Here is a 21500-nt window from a genome sequence, read left to right on the forward strand (position 1 = left end):
ACCACGGTCATTAATCTTAACCACCACCTTACGTCCGTTATCCAAATTGGTGACTTCAGCATAACTGGGTAACGGCAGCGTTTTGTGCGCAGCAGTCATCGCATACATATCATAAGGCTCGCCACTGGAAGTACGTCGACCGTGAAACTTAGTGCCATACCATGAAGCCTTGCCCCGCTCTACATAGTTTTCACTGCTGGCAAGGGTGTAATAACGCTTGCCAAATACTTCATATGAAGCCGGATTGCCATATTTGCTTCGCGGTTCATCACGAGGTACCGCATCCGGAATATTGGCCACATCCGGTTTGACTCTGGGCGCACCGTCTTTTTGTTCTGTGACGGTTCCACAGGACCAGAGTCCTGTGAGCATCACCGATAAGGTCAAATATTTAACAATACCGCGCTTCATTTTGATGACTCATATCCACTACGAATCGCTTCTGAAAGCTGAATAACTGCCATGGCATACATACGGCTGTGATTGTAACGGGTAATGGCATAAAAGTTTTGTCGTCCTAACCAAAGTTCTTCACCGTCGGGCTGGGTCAAGCTGAAAACCGTAATGGCATCATCACCTTCGGGCAAATGGGCAGTCGAGAGTCCTGATTTGCGTAATTCTTCACGGGTTACGCTCGGTTTCAGGCCCCTATCAATTAAATCCTGTGGCAAATCACTTCCCTGATACTGAGTCGGATGCACCATGGTCTGTCCTGGCTGCCACCCATGACGACGTAAGTAATTGGCAATACTGCCAATCGCATCGGTTGGATTGGTCCAGATATCGCGATGACCATCACCATCAAAATCCACGGCATATTCGCGGAAACTGCTTGGCATAAACTGTCCAAGGCCCATCGCTCCGGCATAGGAACCTACGGGTTCCAGCTGTGACATTTCCTCTTCACGAGTCAGAATTAAAAAGTTTTTCAACTCTGAACGGAAAAATGGACTGCGCGGTGGGTAACGAAATGCCAGAGTAGATAAAGCATCAACTACCCGAAAGCTGCCCATATTGCCGCCAAAGCGTGTTTCTACGCCGAGAATTGCCAGGATAATCTCTGCCGGCACACCCAGTTCTTCCTCCGCCCGCGTCAAAGCCTTTTCATGTTTTTTCCAATAGGCAATACCGGCGTTAATACGCGCCTGATCTAGAAAGATCTGCCGGTACTCATACCAGGGTTTACTTCTCTCCGCAGGTTTGGATATCGCTTTAAGAATGCTGTCCTTAACTTCAACCTGAGCAAACAGGGCTTCCAGTTCAGACCGGTCAAAATCGTGCTCCTGCACCATTTCATTAATAAAAATATCCAAATCCGGTAATTCTGGATTGGCATATGCAGGTGTTAGCGCCAAGCTTAACAATGTGGCTGCGATGTGCTTCTTCACGGTGACATCATCCTCCGATGGGTGTGTATAGACATCAGGATACCGAACCCAGCCAACAAGGTCACCATAGATGTGCCTCCATAACTGATAAGTGGTAGCGGTACCCCGACAACAGGTAATAGACCAGTAACCATTCCAACATTTACAAAAACATAGACCAGAAATGTAATGGCAATACTGCCAGCCAATAATTTCATATAACTCATCTGCGCTTGAGCGGCGATGTAGAGTCCTCTTGCTGTAATCAACAGATACACGCTAATGAGCACTATAAGGCCTACCAAACCAAATTCTTCTGCAATCACCGCAAAGATAAAATCAGTCGAACGTTCCGGTAAAAATTCCAGGTGTGACTGCGTGCCTTGCAACCAGCCACGTCCATGCAAACCACCCGAACCAATCGCGATTTTTGACTGAATAATATGGTATCCAGCACCCAGTGGATCAGATTCGGGATTAAATAAGGTTAATACCCGGCGGCGCTGATAATCGTGCATGAAATACCATAAAACCGGAGCTGCCGATGCAATCAACACCCCAAAACCCATAATTAACCGCCAGGAGACGCCCGATAAAAACACCACAATCAGTCCAGAACTGCCAATCAGTAATGCTGTGCCCAGATCTGGTTGCTTGCCGATCAATAACACAGGAATAGCAATCATCAATACTGCAAAAAATAATCTGGCAAAACTTGGCGGCAAAGGCCGCTCAGCCAGATAAACAGCAACGACCAACGGCACCGCCAACTTCATGATTTCAGAAGGTTGAAAGCGAAAAAAACCTAAATCCAGCCAACGCTGGGCACCTTTACCAATGGTGCCAAACAACAAAACCGCAATCAGCATTAATACGCCGACACCATATATCCAGAAGGCGATATCTTTCAGCCGGTCAGGGTGGATTTGCGCCAGAGTAATCATCACCACGATGGCAACCAGCATCCGAATACCCTGGCGAATTAATAAGCCGATATCCTCACCACCACTGCTATATAACACCACCGCACTGAACAGCAGCAGCGCCAACAGTCCCAAGACCAAAAAACCGTCCAGATGCATACGCTGCAGCAATGATGACCATTGAAACCTGACCACCTTGCGACGATCCTGAAGCTGGCTCATCGCTCTTGGTGGAATGCGACGCTCATTCAGTAATTGATTCATCGCTCTCTTTCTCTGTTTCTAACCCAAAGTACACATCGATTAACTTGCGTGCGACAGGCGCGGCAACAGCACTACCACTACCGCCGTTTTCGACAATGACCGAAATGGCGATTTCAGGTTCATCAGCAGGAGCAAACGCCACAAATAAAGCATGGTCATGTAGTTTTTTTGCCAAGGTTTCTGCATCATATTTTGCATCTTGAGCAATTCCAAATACTTGGGCGGTACCGGTTTTTCCTGCAATTTTGAACGGTAAGTTTTCTCCAATATGGCGCGCAGTGCCGCGTTTACCGTGTACCACTTCAACCATAGAATCGATAACTGCCTGCCAGTTACTGGTTTTTTGGATCGGTAAACTTTCACTCTGTTGTGCACCAATTAATTGCATGCCTTCATCACTGTCTGATTTTGTCGCACGCACCATTTGCGGTTTATAGACTGTTCCTAACATACCCAAAGTTGCTGTAGCGTGCGCCAATTGCACCGGTGTAGTTTGATTAAACCCTTGTCCAATGCCCGAAATCAACGTTTCGCCAGGAAACCATGCCTGATTGCGTTGTGCCCGCTTCCACTCTCTTGATGGCGAAAGCCCTCGGCTTTCACCTGGCACATCAATTCCTGTCAGCTTGCCAAAGCCAAAATAATCAAGAAAATTATGCAGTCGATCTATACCTAAAGCGTGGGCTAAATCATAAAAATACACATCGCAGGATTCTGCCATCGCACTTTTCAAATCCACATGAGCGTGACCTTGTCGCCGCCAGCAGCGATAACGGTGATCATGCCCAGGCAGAGTATAAAAACCGGGACAAAACGTCCGACTTTGCTGGGTGACGACATTTAACTCCAGTCCAGCCAAAGCCACAAAAGGCTTGAAAGTCGAGCCAGGAGGATAATGGCCACGTAGTGCTCTGTTATATAAAGGCTGTTCGGGATTATCGCGTAACTCTGCATAATCTTTGGTGCTGATGCCGGTAACAAAAGGATTTGGATCATAGTCAGGTTTACTGACCAGAGCTAAAACCCCACCATTGCGGGTGTCCAATACCACGACTGAACCATTGTATTCGCCCAAGGCTTCGGAAGCCGCTTTTTGCAGATTGATATCCAAATGCAGATATAAATCCTGGCCTGCGGTAGCCGGCTCACTGAAAAGCTCTCTAACGGTTCGGCCTTGCACATTAGTTTCGACTTGGCGATAGCCTACCTTGCCGTGCAACAGAGCTTCATATTGTTTTTCAACACCACTCTTACCAATCTGTAAGGTGCCTTTATAATTCTGCCGATCAATAACCTGCATCTCTTGCTGGTTAATTCGGCCGACATAGCCAACAGAATGTCCAAAAAGCATTCCATGTGGGTAATGACGAATCAACCGGCCGACAACATCAACCCCAGGAAATCGATGCCGATTCACTGAAAATATTGCAACTTCTTTTTGCGTCAGCTGGTTACGAACGACTATTTCTTCAAAAGCCCGATGACGTTGTCGCCGTTCTTTAAAAGCCTCGATATCTTCCTCGGTTAGCGACAATAATTCGGCCAGCTCGGCGATTGTTTCATCGAGGTTTTTAACTTTTTCCGGGATCAGCTCCAAACTGAAGGTTGGAATATTTTCTGCCAGTAACACGCCATTACGATCATAGATCAGCCCGCGTTGCGGTGGTAAAGGCTCGATAGCTACACGGTTACGGTTGGACAATGAGTCAAAATGTTCAAACTCAACAATTTGCAGCATGACCAGACGGAAAAAGATAATGCCGAACAAAATCAAGAAAAAAAGACCGGCAAATATCAGCCGATTGCTGACCAATCGGCTTTCGCGAAAATGATCTTTAAGCCGGTGACGGTGATCTATCACGATCAGCTCACCTGAAAACTACGACGTATTTTCCTTAATACGGCATAAACCAGCGGCCAAACCAGCGTACTGGTCAGTATGGTCATCCAGTTAGTCCAGCTAAAGCTGATGGGCGCATTAAACATAACGGTAAAGTGCACCAGAAAAACCAGAGACAATATGGTGATAGCTTGCTGCCATAGTGGATATTGACGGAGTTGCAAGTGCAAACGACCCACCAGATAAATCACCAGCGAATAGGCAAAGGCATGAATACCCAACACGCCACCTGTTACCACATCAACTACCAACCCGGTAAACCATGCAACACCGATGCTGACCCGCTGTGGCAAAGCCATCGCCCAGTAAATCAAAGTCATCACCACCCACTCAGGGCGGGCATAACGCAAATTATCAGGTAACGGTACCAGCAATAATAAAATAGCAATAAGCAAGGTAATGTAAATCACACTGGTATGTTGTGACTTAACCATCGCCATCAGTTACTTCCCTCAACTTGCGTTTGTGTATCAGGCCCATTCTCGACCGAAGGATCTTGCAAGTTTTGCTCATCACTATTTTCAATCTGCAAAGGGTAAGTAATACCAAAATCAATTTTTTCACCGGGTAAGACCAGCATCACTTCTCGACTGGTCGATAAACGAGCAGCGGGTGCAACAGCAATTTCTGCAAAGGATTTACCCTGAGGAAAGTCGACCGAAATGATGGAACCAACTGGATATCCCACCGGAAAACGACCGCCTAAACCTGAGGTTACAACTAGATCACCTACGCGTACATCAGCATTATGCGGTAAGAACTCCATCTGCAGCGCTTCGCCAAGACCACGACCTGTAACCACCGCACGTAAACCATTTCTGACGATTTGTACTGGAATACTGTGGCTAGGATCTGTGAGTAACACTACACGGCTGGAAAACTGACTGACTTCCGCGACTTGCCCCATCACGCCCAAAGAATCCAGCACCGGCTGCCCATCGTAAACACCAAAAGACACGCCCTTATCAATGATGACATGTTGATAAAAGGGAGCTAAGTCGACGCTGAGCAACTCGGCTACCTGCACTCGTTCCTGTAAGCGAAATGAGGAACCGAGCAGTTCACGCAAACGCATGTTTTCGCTTTCCAAAGCCTGCATTTTTTGCATGCGGACACTGTTGGTCAGATTTTGCGCTTCCAATGTCATGATTTTTTCACGCAACTGTTGATGCCCCTGAAATAACTCGCCAAACCAGGAGACAACCTCATCTGGCATTGAAGCCAGTTTTTGGACAGGATAAACGACCGTCGACAGGCTTGCCCTGATGGGCTTGAAGTAATCCAATCGCGTATCCAGGAAATACAGTAATACCGAGGCCACTACAGCAAGTAGCATTCTGGTATTTAACGACGGTGTCTGGGTAAATAGCGGTTTAATGGCTCAGTTCCAAAAATGAAAAGACCTTCACAAACAAGCTTGCTATTTGTAAAGGTCAAATACCTACATCAATCTTACTGAAGGCTATTCAAACGTAAATACGTCGCTCCCGCGTTCATCAATAAGTTCTAATGCCCGGCCACCACCTCTGGCGACACAGGTCAGCGGGTCTTCTGCAACAATGGCTGGCAAACCAGTTTCTTCCATCAGCAAACGATCCAGATCTCTTAACAACGCGCCGCCGCCGGTCAGCACAATGCCTCGTTCAGCAACGTCAGCCCCCAGTTCAGGAGGTGTTTGTTCCAGAGCTGTTTTAACTGCAGCAACAATACCCGCAAGCGGATCTTGTAATGCTTCTAAAATTTCATTGCTGTTCAAGGTGAAACTGCGGGGAATACCTTCCGCCAGATTGCGGCCGCGTACTTCCATTTCTCTGACTTCATTACCGGGATATGCTGAGCCAATTTCTTTTTTGATTTTTTCAGCCGTCGCTTCACCGATCAAGGTGCCGTAATTACGACGCACATAATTGACAATGGCTTCATCGAACAGGTCACCACCGATGCGTACAGAAGCTGAGTAAACAATACCGTTGAGCGAAATAATGGCGACTTCAGTAGTACCACCACCGATATCCAATACCATCGAACCACTGGCTTCTTCTACTGGCATACCAGCACCAATTGCGGCGGCCATCGGCTCTTCAATCAGAAACACATCACGAGCGCCGGCACCTGCTGCAGATTCACGAATCGCACGACGTTCAACTTGGGTAGATCCACATGGAACACAAACTAAAACGCGCGGACTTGGCTTTAAAAAACGTCCTTCATGCACTTTACGAATAAAATGCTGCAGCATTTTTTCGGTAACGGTGAAATCAGCGATAACGCCATCTTTCAAAGGACGAATCGCCGTAATATTGCCAGGCGTTCGACCTAACATTCTTTTTGCTTCTGCACCTACTGCAGCAATCGAGCGAGGGCCGCCCGGCCCTTTATCCTGTCGAATTGCCACTACTGAGGGCTCATCCAAAACGATGCCCCGTCCTCGCACATATATCAGCGTATTTGCTGTACCCAGATCGATAGACAGATCGTTAGAGAATATCCCGCGTAAACGTTCAAACATTTAAGAAACCACATCCGGAAGAGGTAAAATGAGTACTTTAGCAATGCTCAGGTCTGTTGGGCAAGCAACTAATCATTTAAACTTCAACTTTGTGAAATCAATTAACTTACGGGACGACTGATGAGTTTAGATAAATCCGATGTAGAAAAAATCGCGCATCTTGCGCGGCTCGCCATTGATGAAAGCACCATTCCTGATTACGCCCGTGATTTGAATAATATCCTTGGTTTGGTTGAACAGATGAGTGCGGTGGATACTGATGCGGTCAGCCCGATGGCGCACCCACTGGATGCTCATCAAAGACTGCGTGAAGACGTTGTGACAGAAACCGATCAACGTGAATTATTCCAGTCTATCGCCCCGAAAACCGAAGCTGGTGTCTATCTGGTTCCTCAAGTCATCGAATAAATTCCAACACAGGCAAGCACATGCATAACAAAACTCTTTCTGAACTTTCAGCCTTGCTGCACAACGGTGACATCACCAGTGTGGAACTGACTAAACATTTTTTAAATCGCATCAAAACGCATAATGGCAATTTGAATGCTTTTATCAGCATTACCGAAGAAAGTGCGCTTGCCCAGGCAGCAGCGGCTGATAAACAATTTGCTGACAAAACTGCCGGTAAATTGACCGGCATCCCGATGGCGCATAAAGATATTTTCTGTACCAAAGGCGTTCGCACCAGCTGTGCTTCTAAAATGCTCGATAAATTTGTCGCCCCTTACGATGCGACAGTAGTTGAAAAAATCGCTGCCAGCGGCATGGTCATGTTGGGTAAAACCAATATGGACGAATTTGCCATGGGTTCATCCAACGAAACCAGCTTTTATGGCCCGGTGAAAAACCCTTGGGATACTGAACGTGTACCGGGAGGATCATCTGGTGGTTCTGCTGCCGCAGTGGCCGCACGTCTTGCTCCTATTGCAACTGGTACGGACACAGGTGGCTCGATTCGTCAGCCATCTTCTTTATGTAACTTAACCGGTTTGAAACCGACTTATGGTCGCGTTTCGCGTTATGGCATGATTGCCTTTGCATCCAGTCTGGATCAGGCAGGACCGATGGCAGCTAATGCTGAAGATGCCGCGTTATTGTTAAACGTTATGTCAGGTTTTGATGAGCGTGACTCAACCAGTGTGGAACGTGATGTTCCAGATTACACAGCCAATCTGAATGATTCTTTGGAAGGTCTGCGCATTGGCCTGCCAAAAGAGTACTTCGGCGAAGGTCTGGATGCTGACGTAGCTGCCACCATTAATGCTGCCATCGAAGAATTCGAAAAACTCGGAGCAACCGTTAAAGAAATCAGCCTGCCCAATACTGCGCTTGCGATACCCACCTATTACGTCGTTGCCCCTGCAGAATGTTCATCGAATCTTTCGCGAATGGATGGCGTGCGCTTCGGCCATCGCTGTGAAGATCCTAAAGACTTGCAGGATCTGTATCAGCGTTCACGCGGTGAAGGTTTCGGTGATGAAGTTAAACGTCGCATCATGATCGGCACCTATGCGCTTTCTGCCGGTTATTACGATGCGTATTATCTTAAAGCTCAGAAATGCCGCCGTTTGATCAGTGATGACTTTCAAAAGGCTTTTGAAGAAGTTGATGTCATCATGGGTCCAACCGCGCCGACTACTGCGTTTAAACTGGGCGATAAAACGAATGATCCGGTTGCGATGTATCTGGCGGATATTTACACCATCAACACCAATCTCGCCGGTCTTCCTGGTATGTCGATTCCGGCTGGTTTTGCTGGTGGATTACCTGCAGGCCTGCAAATCATTGGTAATTATTTTGATGAAGCACGTTTACTTAATGTCGCCCATCGATACCAGCAAGTCACTGATTGGCACAAGCAAATACCTAAAGCATTTCAGTAATAACTAAGGGGCGAAAGCCCCTTTTTTAGGGCAATTTTTTATACAAACTCACAAGATATTTAACGGTTATTATTCGCGTCAGTAACAATCAAATCAGCCTCTCGCCTGCCGCAAATAAAAAAGGGTATGCTTGCGCCAAGGCAATTTAACGGAGTCATATTAATGAAAGCAGCAGAGCTATTTGTGCGCACACTGGAAAACGAGGGTGTTGAATATGTTTTCGGTATTCCCGGTGAGGAAAATCTGGATGTTATGGATGCGTTACTTGACTCGCCAATTAAGTTTATCACCACCCGCCATGAACAAGGTGCTGCTTTTATGGCTGATGTGTATGGTCGATTAACTGGCCGTGCCGGAGTCTGTATGGCAACCCTGGGACCAGGCGCGACCAATCTGATTACCGGAGTCGCAGATGCCAATATGGATCATGCTCCCTTGGTGGCGATTGCCGGACAAGCCTCGACCAATCGACTTCATAAAGAATCACATCAGGTACTTAACCTGGAAGCAATGTTTCTGCCGATCACCAAATATTCCACCCGCATTGTCAGCCCGGAAGTCATTCCAGAAATTGTTCGTAAAGCGTTTAAAGTGGCACAGACCGAAAAAACCGGTGCCTGCTTTATTGAATTTCCAGAAAATATTGCTGAAATGGAAATTGATGATAAGCCGTTACGAGTAAAACATGCCACGCCTCCAGAACCGGCAGCCGAGCATATCGAACGCGCCGCAGAATTAATTGCCAATGCTCAAAACCCGATTATTCTGGCGGGTAATGGTGTCGTTCGTGCAAATGCTTCAACAGCCTTAACCGAGTTTGCCGAGAAACTGGGCATTCCGGTTGCCAATACTTTTATGGCTAAAGGTGTTATTCCGTTTGGCCATCCCATGTCGCTGGGCAGTGTCGGTCTGCAGTCAAATGACTATGTAAATACAGGATTTGCCAATGCCGATGTCATTATCTGCGTCGGCTACGATATGGTTGAATACCATCCCTACCTATGGCATCCAACGCGGGATCGTACCCTGATTCATATCGATTCAACGCATGCTGAAGTGGATGCCTATTACAGTGTGGTGCTGGGCGTAGTAGGTAATATTAATCACAGTTTGAATCGAATTGCTGCATTAACCACGCCGCATGAAGGCAAGGCCATGCGCACATTGCGTGACAGCCTGATTGCCGAAATGAATCAGCATCGTCGTGATACAGAATTCCCCGTTAAACCCCAGAAAATCATCTGGGATCTGCGTACCGCCATGCATCTTAAAGATATCGTGATTTGTGATGTTGGTGCACACAAAATGTGGATGTCTCGTATGTTCCGCTGTGAATATCCCAACACCTGTATTATCTCTAACGGCTTTGCCAGCATGGGTATTGCAGTACCTGGCGCAATTGCCGCCAAACTGGCCCACCCGGAACGTAAAGTGGTAGCAGTCACGGGGGATGCCGGCTTTTTGATGAACTCACAGGAAATTGAAACCGCCATGCGGTTGAACATCGCTATCGTCATTTTGATTTGGAATGATGCCAGTTACGGTTTAATCGAATGGAAACAGCAGAATCAGTTTGGTCGCACCAGCAACGTGAAATTCGGCAATCCAGATTTTGTACAGTATGCGCAATCATTTGGTGCCACTGGTGTCAGAGTGAACAAGACCGAAGATTTGATTTCAGTTTTAAAAGAAGCGTTGGACCGTAACACCGTTACCGTTATCGACTGTCCGGTGGACTATCGGGAAAACCTGAAACTGACAGAATCTCTAAGTCAATTAACCCAGCCAACCTGAGAGAAAAAATGAAGTCTGGAAAACGTTTTATTACCTTTATTGCAGCGCTGTTTGCTGTGTTATTCATCGTGTTTTTATACCGAAACGCCACGGCACCTGCTTATACCGAACTGCAGTTTGAAGATGTCGATGGTGAAATACATCATTTCAGCGATTACGCTGGCAAGCCGATATTAATGATTTTCTGGGCCACTGATTGTCCAGCCTGTGTGCAGGAGCTGCCCGAGCTAATTGCCCTGCATGAAGAATATGCCGCAAAAGGGCTGGTGATGCTTGGTGTTTCTCTGCCACATGACACGCCATCACATATCAAAGCAATGCGTGAAGCACGAGGCTTACCTTACACACTGGTCTGGGATAGTGAAGGTGAAATTTCCAGAGCTTTTAACAATGTTCGTGTGACGCCGACTCATTACCTGATTTCACCGGAAGGCAAAATTGTGATGCGCAAAATTGGCGTACTGGATAAAGAGAGCGTTTCAACCCAGCTCGACAGAATGGGCCTTAGCTAATATATAGCGCAAAACTGCTACACATCAGATAGCTGTTATGGTATAAAGTCCGGCTTAGTTATTCAGAATGATGCGTTGGCAGGACGCGTCAGTCACTAAAAATGCATCAGGAGCAGGATTAACATGTCCAGAGTATGTCAGGTAACGGGCAAGCGCCCTATGAGCGGTAACAACGTTTCACACGCTCACAACAAAACAAAACGCCGTTTCCTACCAAACCTTCACTCTCACCGTTTTTGGGTTGAGTCTGAAAATCGTTGGGTAAAACTACGCGTCAGCAATCATGGTCTGCGTATCATTGATAAAAGAGGTATTGATACCGTTTTATCTGATCTCCGTAGCCGCGGCGAAAAAATCTAAGGAGTCAGGACATGCGCGATAAAATCAAATTAGTTTCATCAGCAGGTACAGGTCATTTTTACACTACTGATAAAAACAAACGCACCATGCCGGAAAAAATGGAGATCAAAAAGTTTGATCCTGTTATCCGTCAGCACGTGATGTACAAAGAAGCCAAAATCAAATAACGATACCGTTAACTGCTTCAAAAAAAACCCGCTATTAAATGCGGGTTTTTTTTTGGATCAGGTAAAATAAATAAGGAATTATTCCTTACATCTCCGGGAAAAAGATTATGTGCATTGTTGCACCGCGTGTAATTATTGGTCGTCAACCAATTTATGATCGTGATTTGAATGTTTATGCTTATGAACTTTTATTTCGAGCAGGAGGAGGTAATATTTCCGGGGTAACCGCTGAAAATGCCGATATGGCAACTAGCCGGGTTATCAATCATGCCTTTATGGAACTCGGTATTGAACGCGTTATTGGTGAACATATCGGTTTTATCAATCTCACTCGCAGCTTTTTGCTCAGCGATGATCCCATTCCTTTCACTCAAGAAAAAATTGTCCTTGAGGTCCTCGAAGATATCGAAATCGATCAGCCCTTGCTGGATGCAGTAAAAAAACTGGTTTATCAGGGGTATACCCTAGCGCTGGATGATTTTATCTACAACGAGCAGCTGGCACCATTAGTCAAAATGGCGAAAATCATCAAAGTCGACATTCTGGATGTTGACGCTCAAACATTGACCAAACATGTTAATGAATTGAAACGATATCCGGTGCGATTACTGGCTGAAAAAATCGAAACTCGCGAACAATTCAATCTTTGTATGCAGCTTGGTTTTGAGCTGTTTCAAGGATATTACTTCTGTCGGCCCACCATCATTGAAGATAAGCCGGTTCCCGAAAATCATCTTAAATTATTTCAGATAATTGAAAAACTTCAGGATCCCGATATCGAATTTGCTGAAATTGAACGGCTAATCATGCAGGAAATCGGGCTCAGTTATAAATTGCTCCGCTTGCTGAATTCTGCCGCCATGGGCTTACGTCGAAAAGTAGATTCCCTTCAACAAGGCTTAATTATCCTTGGTCTTAAAGCAATCAAAACATGGACAACGTTGATTGCTTTAAATGCCATTGAATCAGTTCCGCCTGAACTGATGACCAATGCCCTGATCCGCGCCAAAATGTGCGAAAAGCTGGCCCCCAATTATGGTTTCTCGGATCAGACCGGGTTTCTGACCGGCATGTTTTCTAATATAGACGTAATGATCGGCATGCCGATGGATCAATTGATGCATTCTCTACCGCTTAATGGTGAATTAAAACTGGCATTGACCCAGCGAGGTGGACCATTAGGTAAGTTACTGGATATTGTTATTGCCTATGAGCAGGGTCAATGGGATGACATAGATACTCAGGAAATTTCATTGGAAACCTTGAGTGATATTTATGTTGAAGCAACGGAGTGGACGATTCAAGCCAAAACAGTATTATAGTGCGCTATGACTATCTTGCTGGAAGCACAAAATCTGTCTCGTTTTTTTGGCCCCAATCTCGCGGTTCAAAATATCGATATCACGGTAAAACGCGGAGAAATTCTGGGTTTTCTCGGACCCAATGGTGCCGGCAAAAGTACCACCATGAAAATGCTCAGTGGCAATCTGGCACCGGACAATGGCGAAATCCGTATTAATGGTTTTGATTTATTGTCGCAACCAAAACAAGCCAAAGCACAATTAGGCTACCTGCCGGAAAATCCTCCGCTATATCGAGAACTGACCGTCAGCGAATATCTTCAGCATTGCGCCAGGCTCAATCGACTGAAGGGTAAATCATTGAAATCGGCTGTCGATACCGTGATTGAACGTTGTGGCCTTGGAGAGGTTCGGCGGCGCTTGATCGGCCAGTTATCTAAAGGTTATCAGCAACGAACCGGTATCGCTCAAGCCATTGTACATAGCCCCGCGGTGGTGATACTTGATGAGCCAACTTCCGGTCTGGATCCTCTGCAAATCCGTCAGATCCGTGACTTAATCCGTGAAATCGCCAATGAGCACAGCGTGATTCTATCAACCCACATTCTGCCGGAAGTGGAAATGCTCTGTGATAGGGTACAAATTATCAGTAAGGGTCAGGTGGTATTCGCTGATAGCCTGACCGCCCTGCACCAGCAACGACAAAATAGCCGCCTCCGCATCAGTTTTGCTAATCCCCCTCCTGTTTACGAAATACAATCATTGCAACATGTTGCGTCGGTTGAGGTTTTATCTGCTCAGCAATTGCGTATCCTCTATCACCCGGAAAATGATCCTACTGAAAACCTGTTAAGCCACGCTGTTACAAAACACTGGCAACTGCAAGAGCTGGTTCGTGAACAGGATTCACTGGAAGATATTTTTATGCAGCTAATCAATATAGATACAGCTGCTGCTGAGGTAAACAATTAATGTGGTGTTTAGCCAGACTGGAATTATCACGGTTGTTTTTATCGCCGTTCGCCTGGGTGATGCTGGCTTTGGTACAGTTTTTACTGGCGTATCTGTTTCTCAGCCATATTGATTATTTTGCACAGATCCAGGGGCAGATTTCGGCCATTCCAGGTGCGCCCGGTGTCACTGAACTGGTTATTGCACCGTTATTAAATAATGCCGCTTTAGTGCTGCTGATGATCGCGCCGTTTATCACCATGCGCGCGTTTGCTGATGAACATCGGAATCACAGTTTGCCGTTGCTGATCTCTGCCCCGCTTTCTGCCAGTCAGATTGTTCTTGGTAAATATCTCGGTTATCTCGGTTTTTTTCTACTGCAGTTAACACTGATTGCATTGATGCCAATATCACTTATAGCTGGCTCTGCCATTGATCTTTACCAGCTTAGCGCTGGCATGCTTGGACTGATATTACTGGTGGCCAGCTTTGTGGCGGCCGGGATCTATTTATCTTCACTCACCACACAACCCATCATTGCGGCAGTAATGACATTCTGTCTGCTGTTTTTGTTGTGGATCATTGATTTTGCTGCCGCCAGTGCTATTGCCGGAGAGGTAAACTGGTTGGGCTGGTTATCGTTGTTAGGACATTTTCAACCATTGCTGGCCGGACAAATCAACAGTATCGATCTGAGCTTTTTTGCCTTGTTTTGCGTGGTTTTTCTTCTGCTGACTATTCGCCGTCTTGATGCAGCGAGGCTGAGTTAATGAAGATGTCAAAACACTTTAAATATCAGCATCGCTTGCAGCAGGTTATTTTTTACCTGTTATTGCTGATAGTCATTATCGCAGTAGCGGTCTTATCCAATCGATACTTTTTTGAAGCCGACTGGACAGCTAACCAACGTCATACCCTTTCAGCCAACACCACTGAATTTTTGCGTTCGCTTGATAGTCCAGTTTCGATTGAAGTGTTCATAAGCCCGGGACATCAATATCAAAAAGCGGCTGAGAACTTACTAGAGCGCTATCGGCAACATAGCCAGCATCTAACCATCACCTATATCGATCCTGTGACACAACCGCAACGGGTGCGCGAACTCGCCATTCAACAGCAAGCGGAAATCGTGGTGACAGGCCAACAGGGGCAGCAACATGTGTTGGATTTATCTGAGCAATCCCTGAGCAATGCCATTATAAAAGTCAGCCGCAGCAATTTACCCAAGCTGATGTTTGTGACCGGCCATGGCGAACGCGATATTGTCGGTGACGCAGCCTTTGATATGGCGCAGTGGCGCAACCAACTCAGCATAACCGGCTTTGAGGTACAGTCGCTATCGATAAGCAAAGCCATACAAAACATCAGTGCTGACGATAATATTGTGTTGGTTATTGCCAGCTCTCAAACTGTCTGGCCAGAAAAAGATATGCTTCAACTGAAGCAATATCTGCAGCAAGGTGGCAATCTGCTCTGGTTGAGCGAACCAGATACTGATATCGGCCTCCACTCTATCAGCGAGTACCTTAATCTGAGTTTTGTGCCCGGCACTATGGTAGATCCGAATGCGGCCAAGTTAGGCCTTGAGGATCCTCGTTTTGTGATAGTGACGGACTATGCCAATCATCCCGTCACTGCCGCGACCTCCAGTGTTACATTAATGCCTGGTGCCCATGGCATACAATTATCTGATGCTGAATCTGACTGGCAAATCACGCAGCTGATGCAGTCACAGAGTGACAGCTGGTCTGAATTGGCTGATATTAATCTGGCAAATCTGGACAACTTGCAGTTTGACGAAGATCTGGATATTCCCGGCCCATTAATGTTGAGTGTGTTACTGGAAAAAAACCTGGCTGCTAACCAAAAACAACGTGTGGCCGTATTTGGTGACGGTGACTTTGTTTCCAATTTATACCTTGGCACTGCAGCCAATCTTGAACTGGCTATGTCCTTGGTAAACTGGTTGGTGGCGGAAGATGATGCTATACAGATCCCGTTAATCAAAACCCGCGATAATCAACTGGTATTAACTGATCGACAATCGCTGCTGATTGGATTAGGTTTTTTAGTCATTTTACCGGTGAGCTTATTCATCATTGGCTTATGCATCTGGTGGATTAGAAGACGTCGATGAAAAGTACTTACCTGACCAATCTATTGTTATTGGTGGTAGCGATTCTGTTAGTTTGGTTGATGACCGAATCCAACACATCACCATCAGTCTCAACACTGTCCGACAGTATTCGCACCAGTCAGGTGAATGAAATTGAAATTCATCGCCAAGAACAGCAAACCATTCAACTGCAATTGGATCAGCAATGGCAGTTGATCGAGCCGATCCAGGCCCGAGCGAATCAGACCCGTATCAAGTTGTTGTTAAGCCTGCTAGATCAGCCCGTTCAGTCACCGATTCCAATAACAGAGAACACCAATCTTGCTGAGTTTGGTTTGCAACAACCGAATTTAATTTTGCAGTTTAATAAGCAGTCTTTTGCGTTTGGTGATACAGAAATGCTAACTGGTCAGCGTTATATTCAGCATAACCAGCAAATTTATTTAATCCATGATGATATTTCGCCACTGCTCTCTGCCAGTGCCAGCAGTTTTGTCGATAACCGCTTATTGGATCCGGTAAGTCATATCCAGTCAATCGAGTTACCGGCACTGCAAGATGAGCAAAATCAACCGCTATTTGCAGCATTGTCGATATATCAGCAAGGCAATAACTGGCGCTCCAGCCCGGACAATCATGCTCAAGACAAGCTGTTAAAACTTGTACAGAATTGGCAACAGGCCTATGCCATGCAGGTGGTAATCAACCCAGATATTGAAATAGCTGACGATAAGCCGTTTGTGCTGATTGAATTAGCTGATAATACACAACGTAAATTTGTCGTGACCTTCAATAACGATAGCCTGACACTTACTGATCGGCAGCAACAATTGCAGTATCAGTTCCCAGCCCAAATCATTGAAGCCCTCTTCTCACTGAACGATTAACCCATGCCAGAATTACCTGAAGTCGAAACTACCCGCAGTGGCATCGCGCCCTACATTGAAAATCAGCAAGTGCAACAGGTTATCATCCGTGATTCCAGACTGCGTTGGCCGATTACCGACCATCTTGATGAAATACTCTGTGGACAGACAGTTCAATCCGTCAGCCGCCGCGCCAAATATTTATTGCTGACCACCACAACGGGCACCTTGTTTATTCATCTTGGTATGTCTGGCCGTTTACGCATTCTGACGGTGTTTCAACCTGCTGAAAAACATGATCATGTCGACATCGTTTTTGCCAATAACATTATTCTGCGTTTTACCGATCCACGTCGTTTTGGCGCTATTCTGTGGACCAGTGAACCGCCCATGCAACACCCTTTGCTGAATCATTTAGGGCCCGAACCGCTGGATGAAGAATTTGCTGCCGAATATTTATTTCAACGTAGTCGCAAACGCCAGGTAAGTATCAAAACATTCATCATGAATGCTGAAATCGTGGTGGGTGTAGGGAATATCTATGCCAGTGAATCACTTTTTCTCTCTAATATTCATCCGCAACTTATTGCAGCAAAACTGACAAAAATTCAGGCTGAAAAACTGGTTGCAGCGATCAAATTGACCTTACAAAAAGCCATTGCCGCAGGTGGAACAACCTTACGTGATTTTCGCGATAGTGAAGGTAAACCGGGATATTTCGCCCAGGAATTATGGGTGTATGCTCGGCACAATCAAGGTTGTAAAAAATGTGGTCATCCGATTGAACTGATTCGACAATCACAGCGGGCGACCTATTTCTGTCCGCATTGCCAGAAACGTTAGTTATTGTTTAGCGAAATATTCTGCCAGTAAACGAATTTCGGCTTCAGTATACGCCGCAGCATGATGCCGCATCACTGAAGATTCTCTTTCTCCGCTGGCAAAGTCCTGCATCTGCTGAATAAAATAATCTTGCTCTAAACCGGCGAGTTTCGGCATCTCGCCTTTGCTGTGTCCATTGGTGCCATGACAGCCTGCGCAGGATGATGCCAGTAAAGCCATATTCGGTTCAGCATAAACCCAGCTGGAAGCCACAAGCAAAATCAGCCATATTAACGAACGTTTCATATTTCCCCTTTCGCCTGTTTCACGGCGATGTATCCAGCTAAGTTATAATACTCAACCCATTTTATGCAAAGCCATTCATGACTGAGATTATTAAACTAGAAGCCACGATTCCCGAGTCATTAAGCGGCTTGCGCGTAGATCAAGCCTTGGCACAGCTGTTCTCAGAATACTCACGCGGACAGCTGACAAAATGGATCAAAGCTGGTGATGTCTTGTTGAATCAGCAAAGCTGTCGGCCTAAAGATGCCGTACGCACCGGCGATCAGATTGAAATTGCCGCACAACAAGTTATTCATGATGATAACTGGAAGGCTGAACCGATTGCTCTGGATATCATTTACGAAGATGATGAGGTATTAATCATCAATAAAGCGGCCGGCATGGTGGTGCACCCTGGCGCTGGCAATCAGAATGGCACGATGGTTAACGCTCTGCTGGCACATGCACCGCAACTAGTTCATGTTCCTCGTGCCGGTATTGTGCACCGTATTGATAAAGACACCACCGGTTTATTAATGGTCGCCAAAACCCTACAGGCGCATCATTCTTTGATCAGTCAGTTGCAACAACGCAGTGTGATACGCGAATACCAGGCCATTGCCTGTGGCGTATTTACTGCCGGTGGCACTGTCGATGAACCAATCGGTCGTCATCATATTGATCGTAAACGTATGGCAGTGACACAAAACGGTAAAATTGCCGTGACACACTATCGAGTCGAAGAACGCTTTCGTGCGCATACTCATCTGCGTTGCAAACTGGAAACCGGACGTACCCATCAGATCCGTGTGCATATGGCACATATTCGTCACCCTTTATTAGGTGATCCGTTATACGGTGGTCGCTTCAAAATTCCTAAAGGAATGACTGAAAGCTGCCTGGCCGCATTGCTGAATATCAGACGCCAAGCTTTGCATGCGGGGTTATTGGGCTTTGATCATCCTGCTACAGGTGAGCCAGTAAGCTGGCAGATCCCGTTACCTCTGGATATGCAGCGATTACTAGACGTGCTACGAGAGGATGCAAGCAGTCATATTGGTCAATGACAGGATTAAATCGTGCAGGCAAACCATAATCTGAATAATGTTCTCAGCGTTTTTTTAGCCTTTCTTAAACTGGGCGTAACAGCGTTTGGTGGTCCAATCGCCCATATTGGTTATTACCGCACAGAATTTATCACTAAACGCCAGTGGCTTTCTGAACAACAGTTTTCTCAGTTACTCGCTGTAACCCAGTTTCTACCCGGCCCAGCCAGTAGCCAGATGGGGTTTTCCATTGGTTTATTTCGAGCTGGCTGGCTGGGTGCGATTGCCGCTTTTATTGCATTTACCCTACCCTCTGCATTATTGCTGTTTGCTTTTGCTGCCATTGCCCATCACTTTGACAATACTATTGGCACAGCCATTATTGATGGTTTAAAACTGGTCGCTGTCGCTGTCGTCGCCCATGCTGTTATTAGTATGGCTCAAAAACTGACTCCAGACTGGCAACGTATTTTGATTGCCTTATTCAGTTTTGCACTGCTGCTAATTTTCAAATTGGCGATTATGCAAATCGCGGTGATTCTATTAGGTGGTTTGGCGGGCTGGTTTTTATGTCGTCATCAACAACTATCTGCCGATTTTAAATTCCCGGTGAATTACGGCAAACAAACTGCGTGGCTGTTATTCGTGCTGTTTATGGTGCTGCTGATTCTCAGTCTGTTTGCTGGTAGCAAGCCCAATGCAACCAATATGTTTGCTGGCTTCTATCAGGCCGGTGCATTGGTGTTCGGTGGAGGCCATGTGGTATTACCGTTATTGGAACAACAAACTGTTGCAACAGGATGGATAACGACTGATCAGTTTTTAACCGGTTATGGTGCTGCCCAGGCCGTTCCAGGCCCATTATTTACCTTTGCCACCTACCTCGGTGCTGAAATTCCGACACAATTACCGTCAGGCTTGAATGCCCTGCTGGCGACCCTCGCCATTTTCCTCCCTGGATTCTTATTGCTATTGGCGATGTTACCGCTATGGCAGCAACTGGCTCATTTACCTAATGCGGGTGCAGTAGTTGCCGGGATTAACGCAGCCGTAGTCGGCCTGTTAGCTGCAGCATTGTATGATCCTATTTTCACCGAAGGTGTAAATAACTGGCTGGATTTATTGATTGCACTGGGTGGCTTTTTGATTATTTACGTGCTGAAGCGCTCGGCTTTATGGACGGTGTTGTTCTGCGTTGCTGCATCAGTCATGGTTAGCTTAGTCTAATCTGGAAAAAGAGAATAACTGCGCCAGTGGATGCTCACGTTGTTCGATATTGGCCCTTAACAAACCAGCACCAATCATGCTGTAGGTAATGCCATTACCGCCATAGGCCATGGCAAACTGTACCCGTTCACCATATTGCTTGTGGGGGCCAAAAAATGGCAAGCCATCTTCGGTTTCAGCAAAGGTTCCAGCCCAGGAAAAAGTTGGATTCATAGGTAATTTCGGAAACAGTTTTTCCACTTTCTTTGCCAGAGTCTGGGCTTTTTTATCGACCCGTTTATCGCGTTTTGCCGGTATATCAATATCATCATCTTCACCACCGACTAATAAACGGCCATCACCCGTCGTCCGCATATAAAGATAAGGTCTGGCGGATTCCCACATCATGGTTTTATTGAGTTCGCCAAGTAATTCAGGATCTATCGGATCGGTGATAAAAGCATAGCTGCTGCGATTTGCCGCCACATTTTGTTTGAGCAATTTCTGACTGGCATAGCCTGTCGCCACTATCACATACTGGCAGCGAACTTTATGTCCAGTTGTCGTGATTATCTCCACCGAATCTGCTGACGGTTTCAGTTGTTTGATCTCAGTGCGGTCAAAAACGTGATGGCCACTATTATGCAATCTGTCTAATAACTTAGAAGCAAGACGATAAGGATCAATTCGGGCAGCCAATTTGCTTAGAATGGCACCAGGTGATTTAAATCCATAGCGTTTTTTTATCGCATCAGACTCCAGCCATTCAACATCAAATCCATGTTTTTTTCGTAACAAAAATTCGTCTTTGAGAGATTGTTTATCACGACTGCGACTGGCGTAATACAAACTTTCCTGCATTTCGAAATCAACATCACCAACTGTCTCAGCAAGTTTTTTTAAATCTGTTATTGCTTCGGCACAGGCTCGATAAGCCTTTAACGCGTCAACTTCGCCGTATAACGCTGCCAGCTCCGTTAAATGGGTATCAATTTCATATTGCAGCAACGCCGTACTGGCAGCTGTGCTACCCCAGCCAATATCGCGTTGCTCGATAACCGCAACGGCATAACCATTTGAACTCAAATCATCAGCTATCAATGCACCGGTAATGCCACCGCCAATCACAGCCACATCACATTCAATATCCCGTTCCAATGCAGGAAAGGTCCGCATCAATCCATTTTTAACCGCCCAGAAGGGATAACCACTTTTCAGATCCATTTTT

At 46.1% G+C, this 21500-nt stretch carries 23 protein-coding genes; 14 read left to right on the forward strand and 9 right to left on the reverse strand.

Features of this window, described 5'->3' with window-relative positions:
• The 7 genes from Q7V21_RS05630 to Q7V21_RS05660 form a co-directional block, all read right to left on the reverse strand.
• Positions 1 to 411: septal ring lytic transglycosylase RlpA family protein (locus Q7V21_RS05630; RefSeq protein ID WP_304916337.1), on the reverse strand; the 411-nt coding region annotated here is incomplete at its 3' end.
• Positions 408 to 1388 carry a lytic murein transglycosylase B gene (mltB, locus tag Q7V21_RS05635; RefSeq protein ID WP_304916338.1) on the reverse strand — a complete coding sequence of 327 codons (981 nt, stop codon included), beginning with the start codon at positions 1386 to 1388 and terminating at the stop codon, positions 408 to 410. The genes mltB and Q7V21_RS05630, both read right to left, overlap by 4 nt.
• Positions 1385 to 2512: a rod shape-determining protein RodA gene (gene rodA / locus Q7V21_RS05640; RefSeq protein ID WP_304916359.1), complete on the reverse strand. Its 1128-nt coding sequence runs from the start codon at positions 2510 to 2512 to the stop codon at positions 1385 to 1387. Before rodA ends, mltB begins: the two co-directional genes overlap by 4 nt.
• Positions 2513 to 2534: 22 nt before the next feature.
• Entirely contained in the window at positions 2535 to 4415 is a 1881-nt protein-coding gene (gene mrdA / locus Q7V21_RS05645; protein WP_304916339.1) for a penicillin-binding protein 2, read from the reverse strand.
• 2 nt (positions 4416 to 4417) lie between these two features.
• Positions 4418 to 4894 (reverse strand): rod shape-determining protein MreD, encoded by a 477-nt coding sequence (mreD, locus tag Q7V21_RS05650; RefSeq protein WP_304916340.1) that lies wholly within the window; start codon positions 4892 to 4894, stop codon positions 4418 to 4420.
• Positions 4894 to 5832 (reverse strand): rod shape-determining protein MreC, encoded by a 939-nt coding sequence (mreC, locus tag Q7V21_RS05655; protein WP_304916360.1) that lies wholly within the window; start codon positions 5830 to 5832, stop codon positions 4894 to 4896. Before mreC ends, mreD begins: the two co-directional genes overlap by 1 nt.
• Before the next feature lie 84 nt (positions 5833 to 5916).
• Positions 5917 to 6963: a rod shape-determining protein gene (locus tag Q7V21_RS05660; RefSeq protein WP_041354692.1), complete on the reverse strand. Its 1047-nt coding sequence runs from the start codon at positions 6961 to 6963 to the stop codon at positions 5917 to 5919.
• A gap of 120 nt (positions 6964 to 7083) precedes the next feature.
• Between Q7V21_RS05660 and gatC the strand changes: the two genes are divergently transcribed.
• From gatC to mutM, 12 genes are all read left to right on the forward strand, one after another.
• Positions 7084 to 7371 (forward strand): Asp-tRNA(Asn)/Glu-tRNA(Gln) amidotransferase subunit GatC, encoded by a 288-nt coding sequence (gatC, locus tag Q7V21_RS05665; RefSeq protein ID WP_304916341.1) that lies wholly within the window; start codon positions 7084 to 7086, stop codon positions 7369 to 7371.
• A gap of 20 nt (positions 7372 to 7391) precedes the next feature.
• Positions 7392 to 8846, forward strand: coding sequence for an Asp-tRNA(Asn)/Glu-tRNA(Gln) amidotransferase subunit GatA (gene gatA / locus Q7V21_RS05670; RefSeq protein ID WP_304916342.1), 1455 nt, complete (start codon positions 7392 to 7394; stop codon positions 8844 to 8846).
• Positions 8847 to 9008: 162 nt separating this feature from the next.
• Positions 9009 to 10640, forward strand: coding sequence for an acetolactate synthase large subunit (locus Q7V21_RS05675; protein ID WP_304916343.1), 1632 nt, complete (start codon positions 9009 to 9011; stop codon positions 10638 to 10640).
• An 8-nt stretch (positions 10641 to 10648) separates the two neighbouring features.
• Complete coding sequence (locus Q7V21_RS05680) at positions 10649 to 11152, forward strand: peroxiredoxin (protein WP_304916344.1); 504 nt, start codon at positions 10649 to 10651, stop codon at positions 11150 to 11152.
• 123 nt (positions 11153 to 11275) lie between these two features.
• Positions 11276 to 11512 (forward strand): 50S ribosomal protein L28, encoded by a 237-nt coding sequence (gene rpmB / locus Q7V21_RS05685; protein ID WP_226070964.1) that lies wholly within the window; start codon positions 11276 to 11278, stop codon positions 11510 to 11512.
• 11 nt (positions 11513 to 11523) lie between these two features.
• On the forward strand, positions 11524 to 11679 hold the full coding sequence (gene rpmG / locus Q7V21_RS05690; RefSeq protein WP_069295571.1) for a 50S ribosomal protein L33: 156 nt from the start codon (positions 11524 to 11526) through the stop codon (positions 11677 to 11679).
• A 107-nt stretch (positions 11680 to 11786) separates the two neighbouring features.
• Entirely contained in the window at positions 11787 to 13001 is a 1215-nt protein-coding gene (locus Q7V21_RS05695; protein WP_304916345.1) for an EAL and HDOD domain-containing protein, read from the forward strand.
• A gap of 6 nt (positions 13002 to 13007) precedes the next feature.
• Positions 13008 to 13952, forward strand: a complete 945-nt coding sequence (locus Q7V21_RS05700; protein WP_304916346.1) for an ABC transporter ATP-binding protein — start codon at positions 13008 to 13010, stop codon at positions 13950 to 13952.
• Complete coding sequence (locus tag Q7V21_RS05705; protein ID WP_304916347.1) at positions 13952 to 14701, forward strand: ABC transporter permease; 750 nt, start codon at positions 13952 to 13954, stop codon at positions 14699 to 14701. Before Q7V21_RS05700 ends, Q7V21_RS05705 begins: the two co-directional genes overlap by 1 nt.
• The gene (locus Q7V21_RS05710; protein ID WP_304916348.1) at positions 14701 to 16068 is read left to right on the forward strand and encodes a GldG family protein; all 1368 of its coding nucleotides are present in this window, start codon (positions 14701 to 14703) and stop codon (positions 16066 to 16068) included. Before Q7V21_RS05705 ends, Q7V21_RS05710 begins: the two co-directional genes overlap by 1 nt.
• Positions 16065 to 16934: a DUF4340 domain-containing protein gene (locus Q7V21_RS05715; RefSeq protein WP_304916349.1), complete on the forward strand. Its 870-nt coding sequence runs from the start codon at positions 16065 to 16067 to the stop codon at positions 16932 to 16934. Before Q7V21_RS05710 ends, Q7V21_RS05715 begins: the two co-directional genes overlap by 4 nt.
• A gap of 3 nt (positions 16935 to 16937) precedes the next feature.
• Complete coding sequence (mutM, locus tag Q7V21_RS05720; RefSeq protein WP_304916350.1) at positions 16938 to 17756, forward strand: bifunctional DNA-formamidopyrimidine glycosylase/DNA-(apurinic or apyrimidinic site) lyase; 819 nt, start codon at positions 16938 to 16940, stop codon at positions 17754 to 17756.
• Here mutM and Q7V21_RS05725 read toward each other — a convergent pair whose 3' ends face one another.
• Positions 17757 to 18041: a c-type cytochrome gene (locus tag Q7V21_RS05725; RefSeq protein WP_304916351.1), complete on the reverse strand. Its 285-nt coding sequence runs from the start codon at positions 18039 to 18041 to the stop codon at positions 17757 to 17759.
• Positions 18042 to 18118: 77 nt separating this feature from the next.
• On the opposite strand from Q7V21_RS05725, the gene rluD reads away from it, so the two are divergent.
• Positions 18119 to 19087, forward strand: a complete 969-nt coding sequence (rluD, locus tag Q7V21_RS05730) for a 23S rRNA pseudouridine(1911/1915/1917) synthase RluD (protein ID WP_304916352.1) — start codon at positions 18119 to 18121, stop codon at positions 19085 to 19087.
• Positions 19088 to 19099: 12 nt separating this feature from the next.
• Positions 19100 to 20293, forward strand: coding sequence for a chromate efflux transporter (gene chrA, locus Q7V21_RS05735; RefSeq protein WP_304916353.1), 1194 nt, complete (start codon positions 19100 to 19102; stop codon positions 20291 to 20293).
• Here the strand turns inward: chrA and Q7V21_RS05740 are convergent.
• Entirely contained in the window at positions 20285 to 21496 is a 1212-nt protein-coding gene (locus Q7V21_RS05740; RefSeq protein ID WP_304916354.1) for an FAD-binding oxidoreductase, read from the reverse strand. The genes chrA and Q7V21_RS05740 overlap by 9 nt on opposite strands.
• Positions 21497 to 21500: the final 4 nt, after the last annotated feature.

It is taken from the genome of Methylophaga sp. (assembly GCF_030651745.1).